Genomic DNA, 15,519 nt, shown 5'->3' with positions numbered 1-15,519 from the left:
TGCTGCTGCGGCTGGAACGCGACCAGCGAATCGAGGAAGTCCGGCACCCCGAACCCCTCCGCAACCCACCGCTCGAAATCCCTCACCGACGCCGCAAGATACTCCGCATCATGCGGAAACGCCGGCGCGAGCGCGCGGATCCCCGCGACGATCGCCGCGACATGCGCGCGGGCCGCATCATGGTCGGCCGCGTTCGGGACGGAACCGTCCTTGACCTGCAACGGACGCAACGCGACCGCCGCATCCTTGAGAAGAGCCCACGCGGCACTGCTCTCGGCCACGGACACGTCCTCCACGACCTCGGGCTCGCCGATGAAAGCGTTGCTGGGACTGGTGATGAGGGACATCGGGACCTCCGATCGGGGCGCCGAGGGCGCACGGTTGTTGCGGCAGTTGTCGCGGATGAAGCCTCGGGGCCGCCCTCAGCGGGCGGCGGCGAGGCGGGTGAGTTCGACGATCAACGACTCATTCCCGAGCCGTACCCGGGCACCGGGGCCGGAATCGATCACGATCCAGCCCACGCTCGTGCCGCCGATCCACTCGTCGTCGTACGATCCGAACGGTTCGACCCGCTCCGGTTCCCCGTTCGGCTTCACGATCCAGAGCTCGTCCTCGCGATCCTCGAGCGCGTACGTCGCGTCGCGGAACGGCTCGGTGAAGTCCCCGACGGCCTGGGGCGGGTAGGCACCGGGCTCCCCCATGCGCACGAAGCGCTCGCGCAGACCGAACCCGGTGGCGATGAAAAGTTCCCCGTCGACGACTTCGATCACGCTGAGATCGTCATGGCGTGTCCAGCGCGACTGGCCGGTCTTCGCGAGATGCGTCTTCACCGCGTCGGGTTCGGCACCGGTACCGAGCTGGGCCTCGAGGTCATCGTTCGCGTCGACGCTCAGGTGCACGCCCGCGAATCCTGTGGCGGAGAACCATCGACCGGAGATCCCCGCGGCGCCGGTCGCCATCCGCAGACCCCGCCACGCGAGATCCGTCGCATCGATGTCATCGCGATTCGCGAAGACCGCGACGCCGATCCCGGTCGACGGGTCGGTGAGGGAGTACGCGCTGTATCCCCACATCCCGCCGCTGTGGCCGTACGAGGCCGTGTCCCCTCGCGTCTCGTGCTCGATTCCGAGAGCGTACGTCGACCGGCGTCCATCCGAGAGGACCGCGCGCTCCAGCAGACGGGAACGGATCCCGGCGCCCAGCACACGTCCATCGAGAAGGAATCCGTGCCATCGCGCGAAGTCCTCGATCGACGTGATCACCTCGCCGTCGCCGTTCACCGCACGAACCTCGTGCAGCTCGCCGATCCCCATCCCGTGGCGCGTGAAGCCCTCATTCTCGGGGGTGAAGCTCATCGCCATCCCCGGGACGAACGCCCCCAGCATCGTCGCGACGAAGGTGCTGCTCATCCCGAGCGGGCGGAACACCGTCTCGGCGATCAGCTCGGGGAAGATCCGTCCGGTCGCCCGCTCCGTGGCCAAGGCGGCCGCAACGTACCCGGTGTTGGAGTAGGACTGGCCCGTGCCCGGCGCGAAATCGGGCTGCTCGACCGTGGCGAGCCAGGTGAGGAACGCGTCGAGGCGGGACATCTCGAGCTCGGTCGCGTCCATGAGCGTCGCCGCGGCGAAGTAGTCGGGCAGCCCCGACGTGTGCTGGAGGCAATGCCGCAGCGTGACACCCGGGATCCGGATCTCCGGCACGAGGCCGCGGATGTCCGCATCGAGATCGATCTCGCCGCGCTCCGCCGCAAGGAGCAAGGCGGTCGCGACGATCTGCTTGCTCACAGACGCGATGTTCATGAGGGACTGCGGCGTGAGCAGCTCGCCCGTTTCGGTGTCGGCGACTCCGGCACTGGCCGCGGCCACCAGCTCGCCGTCCCGGTAGACCGCGATCACCGCGCCAGGCTCGGCGGCGCCGACCCGGCCGGCGAGCAGTTCACGACGCAGGCGTTCGCTGAGAGGACGGTCGATGGACGACATGGAGGATCCTGTTCTTCGGGTCAGAGTGGTGTGTCATCGAGTCCAGCGGACTCCGGACCGGAGCGCCTTGTCGGGTCGTCCAGTTCTTCCGCACGCGATGTTGACTTCCCAGACAACGACGCCCCTTCGGCACCGTCCCGTGCCGGGATATCGATCTGTTCCCGGTCGGACAGGGCGCCGCGCTGCTGCGGGCTCGGCAGCGCGGCGAAGAGCTCCCTGGTGTACTCGTGCTGCGGCTCGAGCAGCACCTGCTCGGTCGGACCGATCTCCACGATCCGCCCCTCCTGCATCACGGCGACGCGGTCGGCGATGTTCCATGCGAGCCCCAGATCATGTGTGACGACCAGCAGACTGAGACCGAGTTCGTCCCTGAGCTTGAGGAACAGCGCGAGGATCTCGCCCCTGATGGAGGCGTCGAGGCTCGCCACCGGCTCGTCGGCGATAATGATCTCCGGCTCGACGGCCAGCGCTCCCGCGATGAGGACGCGCTGCCGCTGCCCACCGGACAGCTCATGCGGGTATGACAGGAAGAAGCGCTCGGGCGGACGGACTCCGGCGTGCGAGAGCGCGCGGGAGACGAGCTCGATCTCGGTGACGTCCTCGCCTCGCATCGTGGCTCGTCGGACCAGGTCGTGCAGGCGGATCCCTTCCGCGACCGATTCGTAGACCGAGTGCTGGGGGTTCAGAGCTGCGGACGGGTCCTGCATGACCAGCTGGGTTCTCCGGCGGAAATCCCGCAGCGGCCTCCCCGACCTCGGCAGCGCCGAACCGAAGGCCGTTGCGCTCCCGGACGTCGGCTGTTCGAGACCGAGCAGGGTCCTGCTGAGGGTCGTCTTCCCCGAACCGGATGCGCCTACGAGCGCGAGGATCTCCCGTTCCTGCAGACCGAAGGTGACTCCGTCGACCGCCCGCACCTCACCGCGCCCCTGAAGAGCGCGGAATACGACGTTCAGGTCTTTCGCACCCAGGACGTCACGCGTCATCGGACCGGCTCCCGCTCGGCATCTGCGTCCCGGCGCTCCTCGACGCGCAGACAAGCGACGTCCCGGTGTCGTGAGAGCGGGAGGAGCTCAGGGCGCCGGGACCGGCAGCGGTCATCCGCCCTCTCGCATCTCGGCGCGAACGCGCACCCCGCGTGCACATCGGCGGGATCGGGCGGGTCGCCCGCGAGCCCCCGCGGCCGATAGCGCGCCGACCGGTCGCCGATCGCGGGAAACGCGCCGGCCAGTGCCCTGGTGTACGGATGCTGCGCGCTCTCGAAGATCTCGGCCCCGGGCGCTTGCTCTACCAGCCGACCGGCGTACATCACCGCGACCCGGTCGCAGACGCCGGACAGCAGTGAGAGATCGTGGCTGATCAGCATGAGGCCGAGATCGAGATCCCGCACGAGAGAGGTGAGCACCGACATGATCTGCGCCTGCACCTTGACATCCAACGCGGTGGTCGGCTCGTCGGCGACGAGCAGCTTCGGGCCGCACGCGAGCGCCATCGCGATCATCACCCTCTGCTTCTGCCCTCCGGACAGCTGGTGCGGGTAGCTGAGCGCGTGCGCAGGGACCAGCCCGACCATGTCGAGCAGCTCGGCGACCCTGCCCCGCATCGCTCTCCGAGTCATCGCGGGCTGATGCACGTGCATCGGCTCCTCGATCTGCGCCCCGATCGTCTGCACGGGGTTGAGCGAGTGCATCGCCCCCTGGAAGACCATCGCCGCATCCGCCCATCTCATCCGCCGCAGCGCTCCCCAGCTGAGTGTGTTGACATCCTGCCCCGCCACGCTCACCCGCCCGGCGATACGCGCACTCCGCGGATGAAGGCGCAGCACCGCACCCGCCATCGTCGACTTGCCGCAGCCCGATTCCCCGGCGATCCCCACGATCTCGCCCGCCGCGAGCGAGAGCGACACACCACGGACGGCGGGAACGTCCCCCCGGGACGAACGGTAGGTGACCCGGAGGTCCTCGATCTCGAGCAGCATGCTCATCGTCCTTCTCTCAGTCTCGGGTTGACGATGTCCTCGAGCGCCTGGCCCACGAGCGTGAAGGCGAGCACGACGACGATCACGCAGATCCCCGGCGGCATGAGGAACCACCATGCTCCGAGAGAAACGGCCCCCGTGGCGAAGGCGGAGTTCAGCATCGTGCCCCACGAGACGTTGGTGGGGTCGCCGAATCCGAGGAAGGTCAGGGTGGTCTCGGCCAGCACGGCGCCGGCGACGGTCAGCGTCGTGTTCGCGAACACGAGCGGGAGGACATTGGGCAGCACGTGCTTGGTCATCAGGTGCCACCGTCCGGCGCCGAGGATCTGCGCGCGTTCGATGAACGGACGCTCCCGCACGGACAGGGTCTGCGCGCGGATCAGCAGCGCGGTGCTCGGCCAGCCTGTGATCCCGATCACCAGGATGACCGACGCGAGGGAACCTCCGAGCAGTGTCGCCAGGACCAGGGCGAGCGGAAGGAAGGGGATCACCAGGAACCACTCGGTGATGCGGAACAGGATCCCGCCGGGCCAGCCGTCGGAGATGCCGGACGCGATGCCGACGATCGTGCCGATCACCATGGAGATGATCGTCGCGGTGAGCCCCACCAGCAGCGGCACGCGGGAGCCGAAGATGAGCAGCGCGAGGACGGAACGCCCATTGTCGTCGGTGCCGAGAGGGTACTCGAGGCTGGGCGGGGCGAGCAGTGGTCCTGTCGCCTCGGTCGTGCGCAGTTGTCCCGCGTCGACGAGGATCGGGGCGAGGATGGCGACGACGGCGAATCCCAGGAGGATGACCAATCCCGTCATGCCCAGGCGATTGGCGCGGAATCTCTTCCATGTCCGTGCGGCGGCGGCGCGGCGGACTTGCCGTCGAAGCGCCCGGGGACTGATCTTGGCGGGGAGGGCGGCGGTCATGATCTCACTCTCGGATCCTGGAGTGCATAGATGAAGTTGGCCGCGAGGTTCGCGAGCACGACGGCCACGGAGAAGACGAGGAACGAGCCCTGCAGGAGCGGCAGGTCGGGGATCCGCAGCGCCTCCGTGGTGAGGAGCCCGAGCCCGGGAATCGAGAACACGGTCTCCACGGTGATCGCGCCGCCCACCGCGAATGCGAGGTCGAGCGCGATCAGGGTCGTCATGGGAAGCATGGCGTTGGGCATCGCGTGACGCCGGAGCACCTGGTCATCCGTCAGCCCTTTCGCACGCGCGGTCTGCAGGTAGTCCTGTCCCCTCACGTCGAGCATCGAGGACCGCATGACGATCGAGTACTCCGCGAGATAGGCGACCGTCAGTGTCACGACGGGGAGCACCAGGTGCCAGATCGTGTCGGCGACCCCCTCCCAGGTCCACGGATCAACCCCCTGCGAGTGCAGTCCGCCGATCGGGAAGACGCCGGCGAATGGTCCGATGCCGACCGCGAAGATCATGAAGAGCAGCAGGCCGAGCCACCATTCGGGCATCGAGTACACGACGATGGTGAAGATCGACGTGTTCTTGTCGAACCGGCTCCGGTGCCGCCATGCCTGCCTGCTTCCGAGCCATACGCCGATGAGCACGGAGAGGACGGTGGCCGACCCCACGAGCAGCAGGGTCGGCCCGAGTCGCTCCAGAATCAGCTCGACCACGGGTCTGGAGTATTGGAAGGACACTCCGAGGTCGCCCGTGAACACCTGCTGGAGGTAGGTCAGGAACTGCATCGGCAGCGGCTGATCGAGGCCGAGGCGGTGCGAGATCTCGGCCAGCTGCTCCGCGGTGCGGGCCCGTCCGCGGCCCAGCGTGCGTTCCGGGTGCGGGTTGATGACGCGGAAGAGGAAGAAGTTCACGACCAGCACGAACAGCAACGAGGCGGCCGCCCCGATCAGCTGTCTGCGGACGAACCTCCCGGTGAACCGTGCGCGCAGCCGAGACCCTCGACGCCGCGCGTCGGGTACGACCGCGATCACTCGCGTCGTCGTGGGCATCATCTTGGAAGTCATTCGCGTCCCTCCGCTGTCTGGCGCCGACGCCGAACCCACAGGAACCGGACGATCGCGCCCCCGAGCAGCGCGGTCGCGATCGATCCGTAGATCACAGCCGGGTTGGCGCCCGTTGCGCTCGATCCGCCGTCACCGGCGAGCCCCGGAGCCGGACCAGGGCGCAGGGCGAAGTAGGAATCGACGTCGAACAGCACATCGCCCCCCTCTCCGAACGCCGGGCGATAGCCGTGGAACCGGTCGACGCGGTACGCCTGCTGGGCCTGCGTGCCGACGGTCACGATGTACGGGGCGTCCCGATACAGCAGCGCCTGGATCTCCTTGATCGTCTCGATGCGCCGCTGCGGGTCGATCGCACGCTTCTGCTCGTCGTACAGACGCTCGTACTCGTCACTGCAGTACCAGGAGTCGGACCACAGCCCTCGCTGCTCGCAGGTGAAATAGACGAGCACTGAGTCCGGGTCGTCATCGATGCCCCATCCCCACTCGAACATGTCGTAGTTGCCGCTCAGGATCACGTCGCTGAGCTTCGCCGCTCTCATCGCCTCGACGCGGACCGTGAGCCCGATGTCATCCATCCACTCTCTGACGAGCTGACCGATCAGGATCGATCGGGTATCACCGGAGTCGACGGCGAACCGCAGCTCGCCGATCGGCCTGCCGTCCGGCAGAGTGCGCCTGCCGTCCTTCCCCACCCGGTAGCCGGCGTCATCGAGTTTCTTTCGCGCGACTTCCGGGTCGTAGACCGCGTCGGCGGGCGTGGTCCAACGGAATCTCTCGAATCCCGCCGCCATCACCGACGTGAGCGGGGTCGCCGCACCCTTGAACGCCTTCTCGACGATCGCGTCACGATCGATCGCGTTCGCAAGCGCTGCGCGGAACGCAGGATCGCGCACCGCGGGGTTCGGATCCCCCAGGGGCTCGCCCGTGTCGAGATCGACGGAGCCGGTGTTGAAGCCGATCTCCCGGAAGGTCCCTAGCTGATCGAAACGACCGGCGACCACGCCCTGATGTCGCGCGAGCACCTGGGCCTGGAGGGCGCTGATCCCGTTCGTGTAGTCGATGTCCCCCTTGATCAGCGCCTGCATGACCGTGTCCTCGGCCTTGAAGAACCGCCACGTCAGGAGGTCGATGTGGGACGGTCCGCGCCAGTTGTCCGGGTTCGCCGCGAAGCGGTAGAGCGCACCGCCGGCCTCGCCCTCGATGAGCCGGAAGGGTCCGGAGGAGACGAGATGCTCCGGATCCATCGGATAGTCGGCGAGTTCATCGTCGGGGTAGTGCTCGAGCATGTGCTTCGGCATGATCGGAATCGGCATGCTCGGAAGGATGGCGTTGGGCGCCTTCAGGTTCAGGACGAGGGTCTCGGCGTCCGTGGCTCTGACGCTCAGGACCGACTCCAGATACGGGCCCCAGGTTCCCTGCCCCGGTCCGCCGGCGAGAATCCGGCCCAGCGTGTATTCCGCGTCGACCGCGGTGAGCGGCTTCCCGTCCGACCACGTGAGACCGGCCCGCAGATGATAGGTCCAGGTCAGCCCGTCGTCGGAATGCTCCCAGGACTCGGCCAGACCAGGAACCGGCGACAGGTCTTCGGAGGACGGACTGGTCAGACTGTCGTAGATGAAGGTGTCGAAGAGCAGCGGGACCGACATCACGGTCAGCATGGGGTTCAGCGAATCGATCTCCTCGATCGAGCCGACGGTGAAGACCACCGGATCGTGCTTGCCTTCGCCTCGTGCCGTGGACGCGGCGGGAGACGAATCGGCCGACGCCTTCTGCGGCGGCGCCACGAGGATCAGTCCCGCGCAGACGGCCAGCAGCAGTGCGACCGCGGTGGCCGGGTGAGACGCCCGCTTCTCGGCCCGAGCAGGCCGCCGACCCCGGCGCGCGAGGGCTCGACGGGCGAGTCTGCGGATGATAGGTGGCGGCATTGCTGAGCCTCCTCGCTCAAGAACGCGATGGAAACCTCACGGCACCGGACGGCACCGTGTGGCCCCTGCGCACGGCATTGCCCGTGCGCCGAGCACCAGTAGATCAAGCGGCGCCTCGCTCGCGGATGGCCCCCGCGAACACGTGTCGAGGCCCGACGTTGGCAATCCCGACAATGTCTGCGGCGCCCCGGCGACAAGCGACCTGCGGGTCGATCCGCCTGCCCTGCGGAAGCGTTCGGCGTCGACGCGGCCGTCACGCTGTCGCAGCACCAGCGACCTCAGACGCGTGCATGCGGAGCTGCAGCGCGAGGACGAGCCTCAGATCGGGATCATCCAGGTCGAAGAGGTCGCGCATCCGGTTCAGGCGATGGCGCAGGGTGTTCGGATGCACGAACAGCGCCGCGGCCGCCGTCGGCACGTCGTAGTGCCGCTTGATCCACTCCCGCAGCGTCTTCGCATACTCGGATCCGTACTCGTCGTCGTGACGGAGCACCGTCGCCAGCGGCTCGTCGCGCAGCAGCACCGACAGCCTCGAACACGTGCCCACCGCATGCAGCACCAGCGCCGCCGACATCTCTCGGTGCCGAGCGAAGGCGAGGCTCTCATCGCTTCCGCTGGACAGTGCGAGGAGGACGTCGTGGGCCTGCTCCGCGCCCTCAGGAAGCCGTCTGATATCGGTGAGCACGCGGCTGGCACCCGCTCGCCAGGTCTCGCCATGCCGTTCGCTCGCCCGCGACAGCGTCTCCCGGATGAGATCCTCCCACAGCGAGCTGTCGGGCTCCCCTGCCACGACCGCGTAGCCGTGGCCGTCGTGCACGCCCACCGCAGCCCGGATCCGGTAGGAGTCGAGGACGTTGCGCACCATGTCGGCGACCAGGCCCGTGTCGAGCTCGTCGGCGGGAGACCCGAGCGCGCCGAATGCGCCGAACGCGACGACATCGAACGGTCCGCGCACCGGCAATCCGACCTCGGCCGCGAGTTTCTCCATGGGGCCGATCCCGCGCAGAAGCCTGCCCAGCAGGTCGTTGCGCAGATGGCGTCGGGCGTCACCCGCGAAAGAGATCTTCGCGAGCTGCGGAACAGCCCGGCGGGCGGCGTCCGCAAGGATCTCCGGAGCGCGGGCGTTCAGCGGAGTGTCGCCCTGGATCACCCAGATCGTCCCGTACGACTGGCCGTGAGCCTGCACCCCGATAGCGAGACGAGGAGCGTTGTCCCGTGGCTCGTGACACCACACGGCACGTTCGGCGCGCAGTACGGCGAGGTATTCCTCCGCCTGCACCGCATGCTCCGGAACACGCCTGCCGAGGATCCCATCGGCCCTGAGCTCGTCGATGTCCTGCCCGGGGATCGATGAATACGCGACGACGCGCATCCCCATGTCCTCGATGGCCACTGCGCCACCCGCGTCCCTCGCGACGGAGTCCGCCAGCTCGAAGAGATCCAGGCGTCCCTCGTCCCGCGTCTCGTACATCGTGAACATCGTCCGCACCAGGGAGTAGACCTCTCCCCAGGACAGCTTCTCGTTCGCCGCGAGAACGGTGATCCCGGCACGCTCGCCCGCGGCGGCCAGCACCTTCGCACTCGTCTCGGTCGCGCGGACGATCACCGCCGAGGCGCTCGCGCGCGCCGCGCGCTCGATCTCGGTCGGACTCGGGCGCCCGATGAGTATCACCGTCGATCCGACGAGGGGGTTCGACAGGTTCCCGTCATCGAGCACCGGCGAGCCGAGCTGCTGTGCCCTGCCGTCAGGCATCCAGAGGGCGGTGAGGACAGCGGGGCCGACGGCATCCAGAAGTGCCCCGACACTGACTCGAGGGTGCATCAGCTCGTCGTTCCTTCCACGATCTCACGCACGGAGCATCCGCCCTCGCCGCTCGCCGGTGAACTCGCCGTCACGGATCACCGGCACTCCTTCGAGAAGCACCCACCGCACCCCGTTCGGCCGCACGTCCGGTGTTTCGTACGTCCCGGAATGCCCGATCGTCTCGGGGTCGAAGATGCACACGTCCGCCGCGGCGCCTCGCCCGAGCCATCCGCGCTCCGAGAGCCCGAACTGCGCAGCCGCAGCCGATGTCATCTTTCGCACGGCCTCTCCGAGCGAGGTGACCTTCCTCTCGCGCACGTACTCGCCGAGGAACGTCGGAAACGTGCCGTACGTGCGCGGGTGCACCAGCCCTGCCGGCACGTCGTTGTCGGATCCGATCGAAACGAGCGGATGGCGCATGAACGTCTCGACGTCGGCGGCATCCATGGTGTGCAGAACGGTGTCGGCTCCTGGATCTGCGAGCAGGAGGTCGCACAGGACATCCCACGGCGCTCGCTCACCCGCGACCTGCGCCAGCGTCCGGCCTGCGACCGCGGGATCGCTGTGCCGGGTGATCGTGACACCGGCGGGACGCACCTCTCGCCAGAGCCCCGCCCCCGCGTAGTCGACCGGATCTTCGGCGATGCGGCGAAGACGCGCGCGCTCCCCCGCATCGGAGAGCCGTTCTCGCAGGCGGGTCTCTCCGCCTTCCGAGGCGATCGTCGGAAGCACGGCGATGAGACCGGTGCTGCACGCCTCATACGGATAGAGATCTCCGAGAACGTCGACGCCCGACAGTCGAGCCTGCTCGATACGGGTCAGGAGTGCCGTCGCCGAGCCGTGCGCCGCGTGGCCGGATGCTTTGCAATGCGAGATCTGGAGCCGCACACCCGTGGCGCGTGCCACGGCGATGGCCTCGTCGACCGCCTCGAGCAGCCCCTCGCTCTCACTGCGCATATGCGTGGCGTACGTACGGCCCCAGCGTCGGGCGACACGGGCCAGAGCGGTGAGCTCACCGATCCCCGCGAATGCCCCTGGCGCGTACTCGAGCCCGCTCGACCAGCCGACGGCCCCCGCCGAGAACGCCTCGTCCGCGAACGCGCACATCCGCTCCAGGCCATCGGCCGGCAGCTCTGCCGCGAATCCTGCCGCAGCGATCCGCATCGTGTTGTGTCCGACGAGCGGTGCGAGATGATTCGTGGTCCCCGCGGCATCGACGGCATCGAGATAGTCGCCGAATCCTGCGAAGGCATGGCCCATCTCCTGGATGATCGGCGACAGGCCCCCAGGCCCGGAAGGTCCGCAGCTGTATCCGCAATTGCCGACGATCTCGGTCGTGACTCCTTGCCACAGCTTGAACGGCTGCGCCTCGCTCAAGAACGGCACCGTGTCCGAATGACTATGCGGATCCACGAAGCCGGGCGCGACGACGAGGCCGTCGGCGTCGATGCGCTCCCGCGCCGGGCCGAATCCGGTGCCGATTCCCACCACGCGACCGTCGGAGATCGCCACGTCCGCGGTGCGACCCTGGCCTCCGAAGCCGTCGTGAACCGTTCCCCCGGTGATGATCAGATCGTGCACGTCGTTCCTCGCTCGTCGTGTCGTGGTCCCCGCAACCGCCCGTCGGGATGCGCGCCCCGCGGCAGCTGTCGCCCGGCCGGCGCACGGGACCGTCCACGCGCGCGAATACAGTCCATCCGCTCCGCATCGGTCGTGGACTGACCTGCCGCACGAAGGTCGGCAGGAAACGCTGGCCGGGACGCCAACGGGGCCTCCGACAGCGTCCGCAGACTCACCACTTGTTTGCCATAGCATCTAGCGTATACGTTGCAACCTATCGCGGCGTCGGCTGCGATCCGTTCGACGCAAGCTCTCGACGATGAGAGGGCGTCGCACGGCCTTTCATCTGATCTCAATGAGGAGCGATCATGAGGAGCAGGAGATGGCGTTTCGGCGTGGCGGCGGTTCTCGCCGGAATACTGACCGGGGCAGGGACCGCATCCGCTGGTGCGGCCGCGGAGGCGAAGCCGGCCCCCGATCCCTTCGGCATTCCCTCGGCGATCCGCGGCCCGATCTCGAAGGAGGGGCGCTGGCTGGTCGACGGGACCGGGCGAGTCGTGCAGTTCCACGGCTTCGATCTGATGCACCGGCTCCCGCCGTACACACCGGAGCCGTTCGGCGCGCAGGACGCGCAATGGCTCGCCGACCAGGGTTTCAACAGCATGCGGCTGGGCGTTATGTACGAGGCCGTCGAGCCGGAACTCGACACCTATGACGACGCCTACATCGCGAGCATGGTCGGGACCAACCGCATGCTCTCCGAGCACGGCTTCTTCAACACCATCGACTTCCACAACGACGTGTTCGCCCGGCAGTTCAACGGCGATGGATTCCCCCACTGGGCGGTGCCGTCCGATTCGACCATGGAAGCCAGCTGGAAACGGGTCGCGGACACGCCGGCGTTCCAGGAGGCCGACGACAAGTACTCCTGGCAAGCGCAGTACAACCCGCTCGAACGGCACGCCTGGGATCACTTCTGGACCAACGCCCCGCTCCCGAACGGGGTCGGGCTGCAGGACCAGTTCGTCGCGGCGTGGAAGCACGTCGCCGAGGCGTTCCGCGGCGATCAGAACGGACTTCTGGGCTACTCGCCCCTCAACGAGCCGCTCAACGGCAACTGCGTCCAGCCGCTCTGCGACCACATCCCCGACCAGCGTCTCCCGTTCTACGAGAAATGGCTCGCAGCGGTTCGCTCGGTGGACGCGGACCGCACGGCATACCTCGCGAGCGACCTGTGGTTCGCCGGCACATACGGCCAGGATCCCGACACGAATGTGCGGACGATCCTCACCGGGATCGACGATCCCGCGATCGCGATCGAGCGGCACAACTACGCGTTCGGGGCCGATCAGGTGAAGCAGTACGTCCACGACGACGAGCTCGCGGATGAGCTGGCCACGCCCTTCGTGGTCAACGAGTTCTTCGCCGGTTTCGGCCCCGCGAGCAAGGCAGCGATCGATGTCGACCTGGCCGGCGCGCACGACCAATCGTGGATGATGTGGTCTTATTACGCAGAGCCGGACATCTGCTGCGCCGCATCCGGCTTCCTCGTCGACCAGAGCCTCCCCGCATCGGACACGAACGCGAAGACCGACGTCGCCGATGCGCTGATCACTCCGTACCCTCAGGCCATCGCCGGGACGCCCGGGAGCCACGTCTACGACCGATCCGCACGCACTCTGACGTTCGACTACGCGACGGCGCCCGTCGGCGCCGCGCGATCGAGCGATCGAACCGTCGTGTTCATCCCCCAGCGCGTGTACCGCACGGGGTACACCGTGAAGGCAGACGGGGCGAAGGTCGTCTCGGCGCCGACCTCGCCGTGGCTCGTGCTGGAGAACGCCGGGAACGCCGAGCGCGTCGAGGTGACGATCTCCCCTGCGTCGGACTCGATGGTCCTGCCGCCGAGCGACTACTGCGCGAAGAACGACTGCGCGGTGGACGGCCCCGGCGATGCCGGAGCCGGCGTGCCGGGCGCACCGAGCGGACCGCAGGCCGGCGGAGCGGCCCAGGGCGCGGGATCGATCCCCCTCGCGATGACCGGCCTCGACGGCGCCCTGTTGCTGGCAGGAGCCGTGAGCGGCGTCATCGCAGCCGGGATCGGCGGCCTCCTGCTCGCACATGCGCGCGCACGGCGGCGAGCCGGTCGAAGCGCCTGACGGCGGCGATGGGCGGGGCTCGGAACCCGGTCGCTTCGCACCGCGACGAAGCCCCGCCCCGCCCATCGCGACGTCCCACGACTTCGACGACGACCGGCGCCACATCCTGCTGACCCTCGCCCGGATGCTCATCGCCATCGAAACGAGGAGGATCGCGACGAGGGATCAGCGCGCGACAGCGGAGAGGAACGACGTGTAGTCGTCGATGACTCCTGCCCCGAGCAGCGCCCGCGGCCAGACGACCGCAGTGATCGTGCCGATGACCTCGTTGTCCTCGACGATCGATCGCGCGAGCGAATGCGCCCCGTCGACATGCCGGACGCTGAGGAAGGACCCGAAGATCGAGTCGTAGACGCGTTCCGTCTCGGCCACGTCGACGTTCCGATCCGCGTTTCCCACCATGAGGAGCACCGGAAGCTTCAGAGAGGCGGACGCGGCGAGGTCCGCGGTCGCATCTGCGCGATGATTTCGCAGGACGAAGTCCCAGCGATCCTTCGACATCGCGTCCGGACCCGCTGCGGTCGCGCGGTAGTCGCTGAAGGAGGCGCCGCGCTCGAGCAGCTCGCGCGTCTTGTCGCTCTCCTCGACGGCGGCCCTTCGCTCTTCCGGACTGGCGCCGTCCCGCTCGAGCTCGGTGAGGAGGTTGAAGCGTCCCTGTCGAAGCCAGTTGATGGCGGGCCCCACCGCCACGACCGCATCGATGTCGTCGCGGTCGCGGACGACCTTCGGCACGACCCATCCGGCTTGACTCGCACCCCAGAGCACGATCGCGTCCGTCGGAACGTCACCCGCCCCGATCGCCCAGTCGATCGCTGCGGAGACCTCGGCAGCCCGATCGTCCATCGACTGCGACAGCCAGTTCCCTTCCGACTCGCCGACACCCGGCTTGCTCCACGACAGGGTGGCGAAGCCGGCATCCGCCGCGCCTTCGAACCAGGGGGCGTAGAGGCCGCCCTGAGATGCCTCGACCGCGCCATCACCGTGCACCATGACGACCACGCCCCGCGGTTCGACTCCGGTCGGGACCGTCAGAAGGCGCCCGTACGACGAGAAGGGCCGCGGGATCGAATGATCCCACGGCCCTTCTCGTCAGAACATCGCTTGTGCACGATGCCGGGCGAACCTACCTGCGACTCAGAACTCCCAGTCCTCGTCCTCGGTGGCCTCGGCCTTGCCGATGACGTAGGAGGATCCGGATCCCGAGAAGAAGTCGTGGTTCTCGTCGGCGTTCGGCGAGAGCGCCGAGAGGATCGCCGGGTTCACGTTCGTCACGGTCGCGGGGAACATCGCCTCGTAGCCGAGGTTCATGAGCGCCTTGTTCGCGTTGTAGTGCAGGAAGCGCTTGACGTCCTCGGTGAGACCGACCCCGTCGTACAGATCCTGCGTGTACTGCACCTCGTTGTCGTAGAGCTCGTAGAGCAGCGAGAACGTGTAGTCCTTCAGCTCGTCCTTCTTGGCCTGGTCGAGCGTCTCGAGGCCGCGCTGGAACTTGTAGCCGATGTAGTACCCGTGCACCGCCTCATCACGGATGATGAGGCGGATGAGGTCGGCCGTGTTGGTGAGTTTCGCCCGCGACGACCAGTGCATCGGCAGGTAGAAACCGGAGTAGAACAGGAAGCTCTCCAGCAGGGTCGATGCGACCTTGCGCTTGAGCGGCTCGTCCCCGCGGTAGTAGTCCATGACGATCTGAGCCTTCTTCTGAAGGTTCGGGTTCTCCACGGACCAGCGGAACGCCTCGTCGATCTCCTTCGTCGAGCACAGCGTCGAGAAGATCGAGGAGTAGCTCTTCGCGTGCACCGACTCCATGAACGCGATGTTCGTGTAGACGGCCTCCTCGTGCGGGGTGATCGCATCGGGGATGAGCGACACCGCGCCGACGGTGCCCTGGATCGTGTCCAGGAGCGTCAGGCCGGTGAACACGCGCATGGTGAGCGTCTGCTCCTCGGCGGTGAGCGTGTTCCACGACTGGATGTCGTTCGACAGCGGCACCTTCTCGGGCAGCCAGAAGTTGTTCACCAGACGGTTCCAGACCTCGAGGTCCTTGTCGTCCTGGATGCGGTTCCAGTTGATCGCCTGCACGCGGTCGACCAGCTTGAGAGGTTCGGGAGTCATTTCTTTCCTACTTCGGTCGTTGAGCGA

12 protein-coding genes are annotated in these 15,519 nt (G+C 67.7%); 1 reads left to right on the top strand and 11 read right to left on the bottom strand.

The window, feature by feature from the left end; genetic code table 11:
* The 9 genes from CQ044_RS02165 to CQ044_RS02125 all read right to left on the bottom strand — a co-directional run.
* Window positions 1–347 (bottom strand): DUF6421 family protein (locus CQ044_RS02165; RefSeq protein ID WP_258133117.1); only part of this gene is annotated, 347 nt, incomplete at its 3' end.
* Between the two features lie 75 nt (window positions 348–422).
* On the bottom strand, window positions 423–1,979 hold the full coding sequence (locus CQ044_RS02160; protein ID WP_105686501.1) for a serine hydrolase: 1,557 nt from the start codon (window positions 1,977–1,979) through the stop codon (window positions 423–425).
* A gap of 20 nt (window positions 1,980–1,999) precedes the next feature.
* Window positions 2,000–2,962 carry an ABC transporter ATP-binding protein gene (locus tag CQ044_RS02155; RefSeq protein ID WP_105686500.1) on the bottom strand — a complete coding sequence of 321 codons (963 nt, stop codon included), beginning with the start codon at window positions 2,960–2,962 and terminating at the stop codon, window positions 2,000–2,002.
* Entirely contained in the window at window positions 2,959–3,960 is a 1,002-nt protein-coding gene (locus CQ044_RS02150) for an ABC transporter ATP-binding protein (protein ID WP_105686498.1), read from the bottom strand. Before CQ044_RS02150 ends, CQ044_RS02155 begins: the two co-directional genes overlap by 4 nt.
* The gene (locus CQ044_RS02145) at window positions 3,957–4,871 is read right to left on the bottom strand and encodes an ABC transporter permease (RefSeq protein WP_105686497.1); all 915 of its coding nucleotides are present in this window, start codon (window positions 4,869–4,871) and stop codon (window positions 3,957–3,959) included. The genes CQ044_RS02150 and CQ044_RS02145 overlap by 4 nt, the downstream gene beginning before the upstream one ends.
* Complete coding sequence (locus CQ044_RS02140) at window positions 4,868–5,932, bottom strand: ABC transporter permease (RefSeq protein ID WP_219844898.1); 1,065 nt, start codon at window positions 5,930–5,932, stop codon at window positions 4,868–4,870. Before CQ044_RS02140 ends, CQ044_RS02145 begins: the two co-directional genes overlap by 4 nt.
* A complete protein-coding gene (locus tag CQ044_RS02135) occupies window positions 5,929–7,857 on the bottom strand; it encodes an ABC transporter substrate-binding protein (protein ID WP_105686496.1) in 1,929 nt (642 codons plus the stop codon). Before CQ044_RS02135 ends, CQ044_RS02140 begins: the two co-directional genes overlap by 4 nt.
* A 253-nt stretch (window positions 7,858–8,110) precedes the next feature.
* Window positions 8,111–9,610, bottom strand: coding sequence for a CdaR family transcriptional regulator (locus CQ044_RS02130; RefSeq protein ID WP_181158146.1), 1,500 nt, complete (start codon window positions 9,608–9,610; stop codon window positions 8,111–8,113).
* 93 nt (window positions 9,611–9,703) lie between these two features.
* Complete coding sequence (locus CQ044_RS02125) at window positions 9,704–11,242, bottom strand: amidohydrolase family protein (RefSeq protein WP_105686493.1); 1,539 nt, start codon at window positions 11,240–11,242, stop codon at window positions 9,704–9,706.
* 347 nt (window positions 11,243–11,589) lie between these two features.
* Between CQ044_RS02125 and CQ044_RS02120 the strand changes: the two genes are divergently transcribed.
* Window positions 11,590–13,380, top strand: coding sequence for a cellulase family glycosylhydrolase (locus CQ044_RS02120; RefSeq protein WP_105686492.1), 1,791 nt, complete (start codon window positions 11,590–11,592; stop codon window positions 13,378–13,380).
* A gap of 165 nt (window positions 13,381–13,545) precedes the next feature.
* Here the strand turns inward: CQ044_RS02120 and CQ044_RS02110 are convergent, their stop codons facing one another.
* Entirely contained in the window at window positions 13,546–14,379 is an 834-nt protein-coding gene (locus CQ044_RS02110; protein ID WP_258133114.1) for a S9 family peptidase, read from the bottom strand.
* Between the two features lie 135 nt (window positions 14,380–14,514).
* Window positions 14,515–15,492, bottom strand: a complete 978-nt coding sequence (gene nrdF / locus CQ044_RS02105; RefSeq protein WP_105686489.1) for a class 1b ribonucleoside-diphosphate reductase subunit beta — start codon at window positions 15,490–15,492, stop codon at window positions 14,515–14,517.
* Between the last annotated feature and the right edge of the window lie 27 nt (window positions 15,493–15,519).

The organism is Microbacterium sp. MYb64, from assembly GCF_002979495.1.
In the GTDB taxonomy this organism is placed as follows: domain Bacteria; phylum Actinomycetota; class Actinomycetes; order Actinomycetales; family Microbacteriaceae; genus Microbacterium; species Microbacterium azadirachtae_A.
Note: the sequence above shows the minus strand (reverse complement) of the source record. Positions and strands in the feature narration are given on the sequence as shown.

Coding starts and splice junctions, on each gene's coding strand:
- CQ044_RS02160 (WP_105686501.1), bottom strand. CDS start 1,979: ATGTCGTCCATCGACCGTCCTCTCAGCGAACGCCTGCGTCGTGAACTG.
- CQ044_RS02155 (WP_105686500.1), bottom strand. CDS start 2,962: ATGACGCGTGACGTCCTGGGTGCGAAAGACCTGAACGTCGTATTCCGC.
- CQ044_RS02150 (WP_105686498.1), bottom strand. CDS start 3,960: ATGAGCATGCTGCTCGAGATCGAGGACCTCCGGGTCACCTACCGTTCG.
- CQ044_RS02145 (WP_105686497.1), bottom strand. CDS start 4,871: ATGACCGCCGCCCTCCCCGCCAAGATCAGTCCCCGGGCGCTTCGACGG.
- CQ044_RS02140 (WP_219844898.1), bottom strand. CDS start 5,932: ATGACTTCCAAGATGATGCCCACGACGACGCGAGTGATCGCGGTCGTA.
- CQ044_RS02135 (WP_105686496.1), bottom strand. CDS start 7,857: ATGCCGCCACCTATCATCCGCAGACTCGCCCGTCGAGCCCTCGCGCGC.
- CQ044_RS02130 (WP_181158146.1), bottom strand. CDS start 9,610: ATGCCTGACGGCAGGGCACAGCAGCTCGGCTCGCCGGTGCTCGATGAC.
- CQ044_RS02120 (WP_105686492.1), top strand. CDS start 11,590: ATGAGGAGCAGGAGATGGCGTTTCGGCGTGGCGGCGGTTCTCGCCGGA.
- nrdF (WP_105686489.1), bottom strand. CDS start 15,492: ATGACTCCCGAACCTCTCAAGCTGGTCGACCGCGTGCAGGCGATCAAC.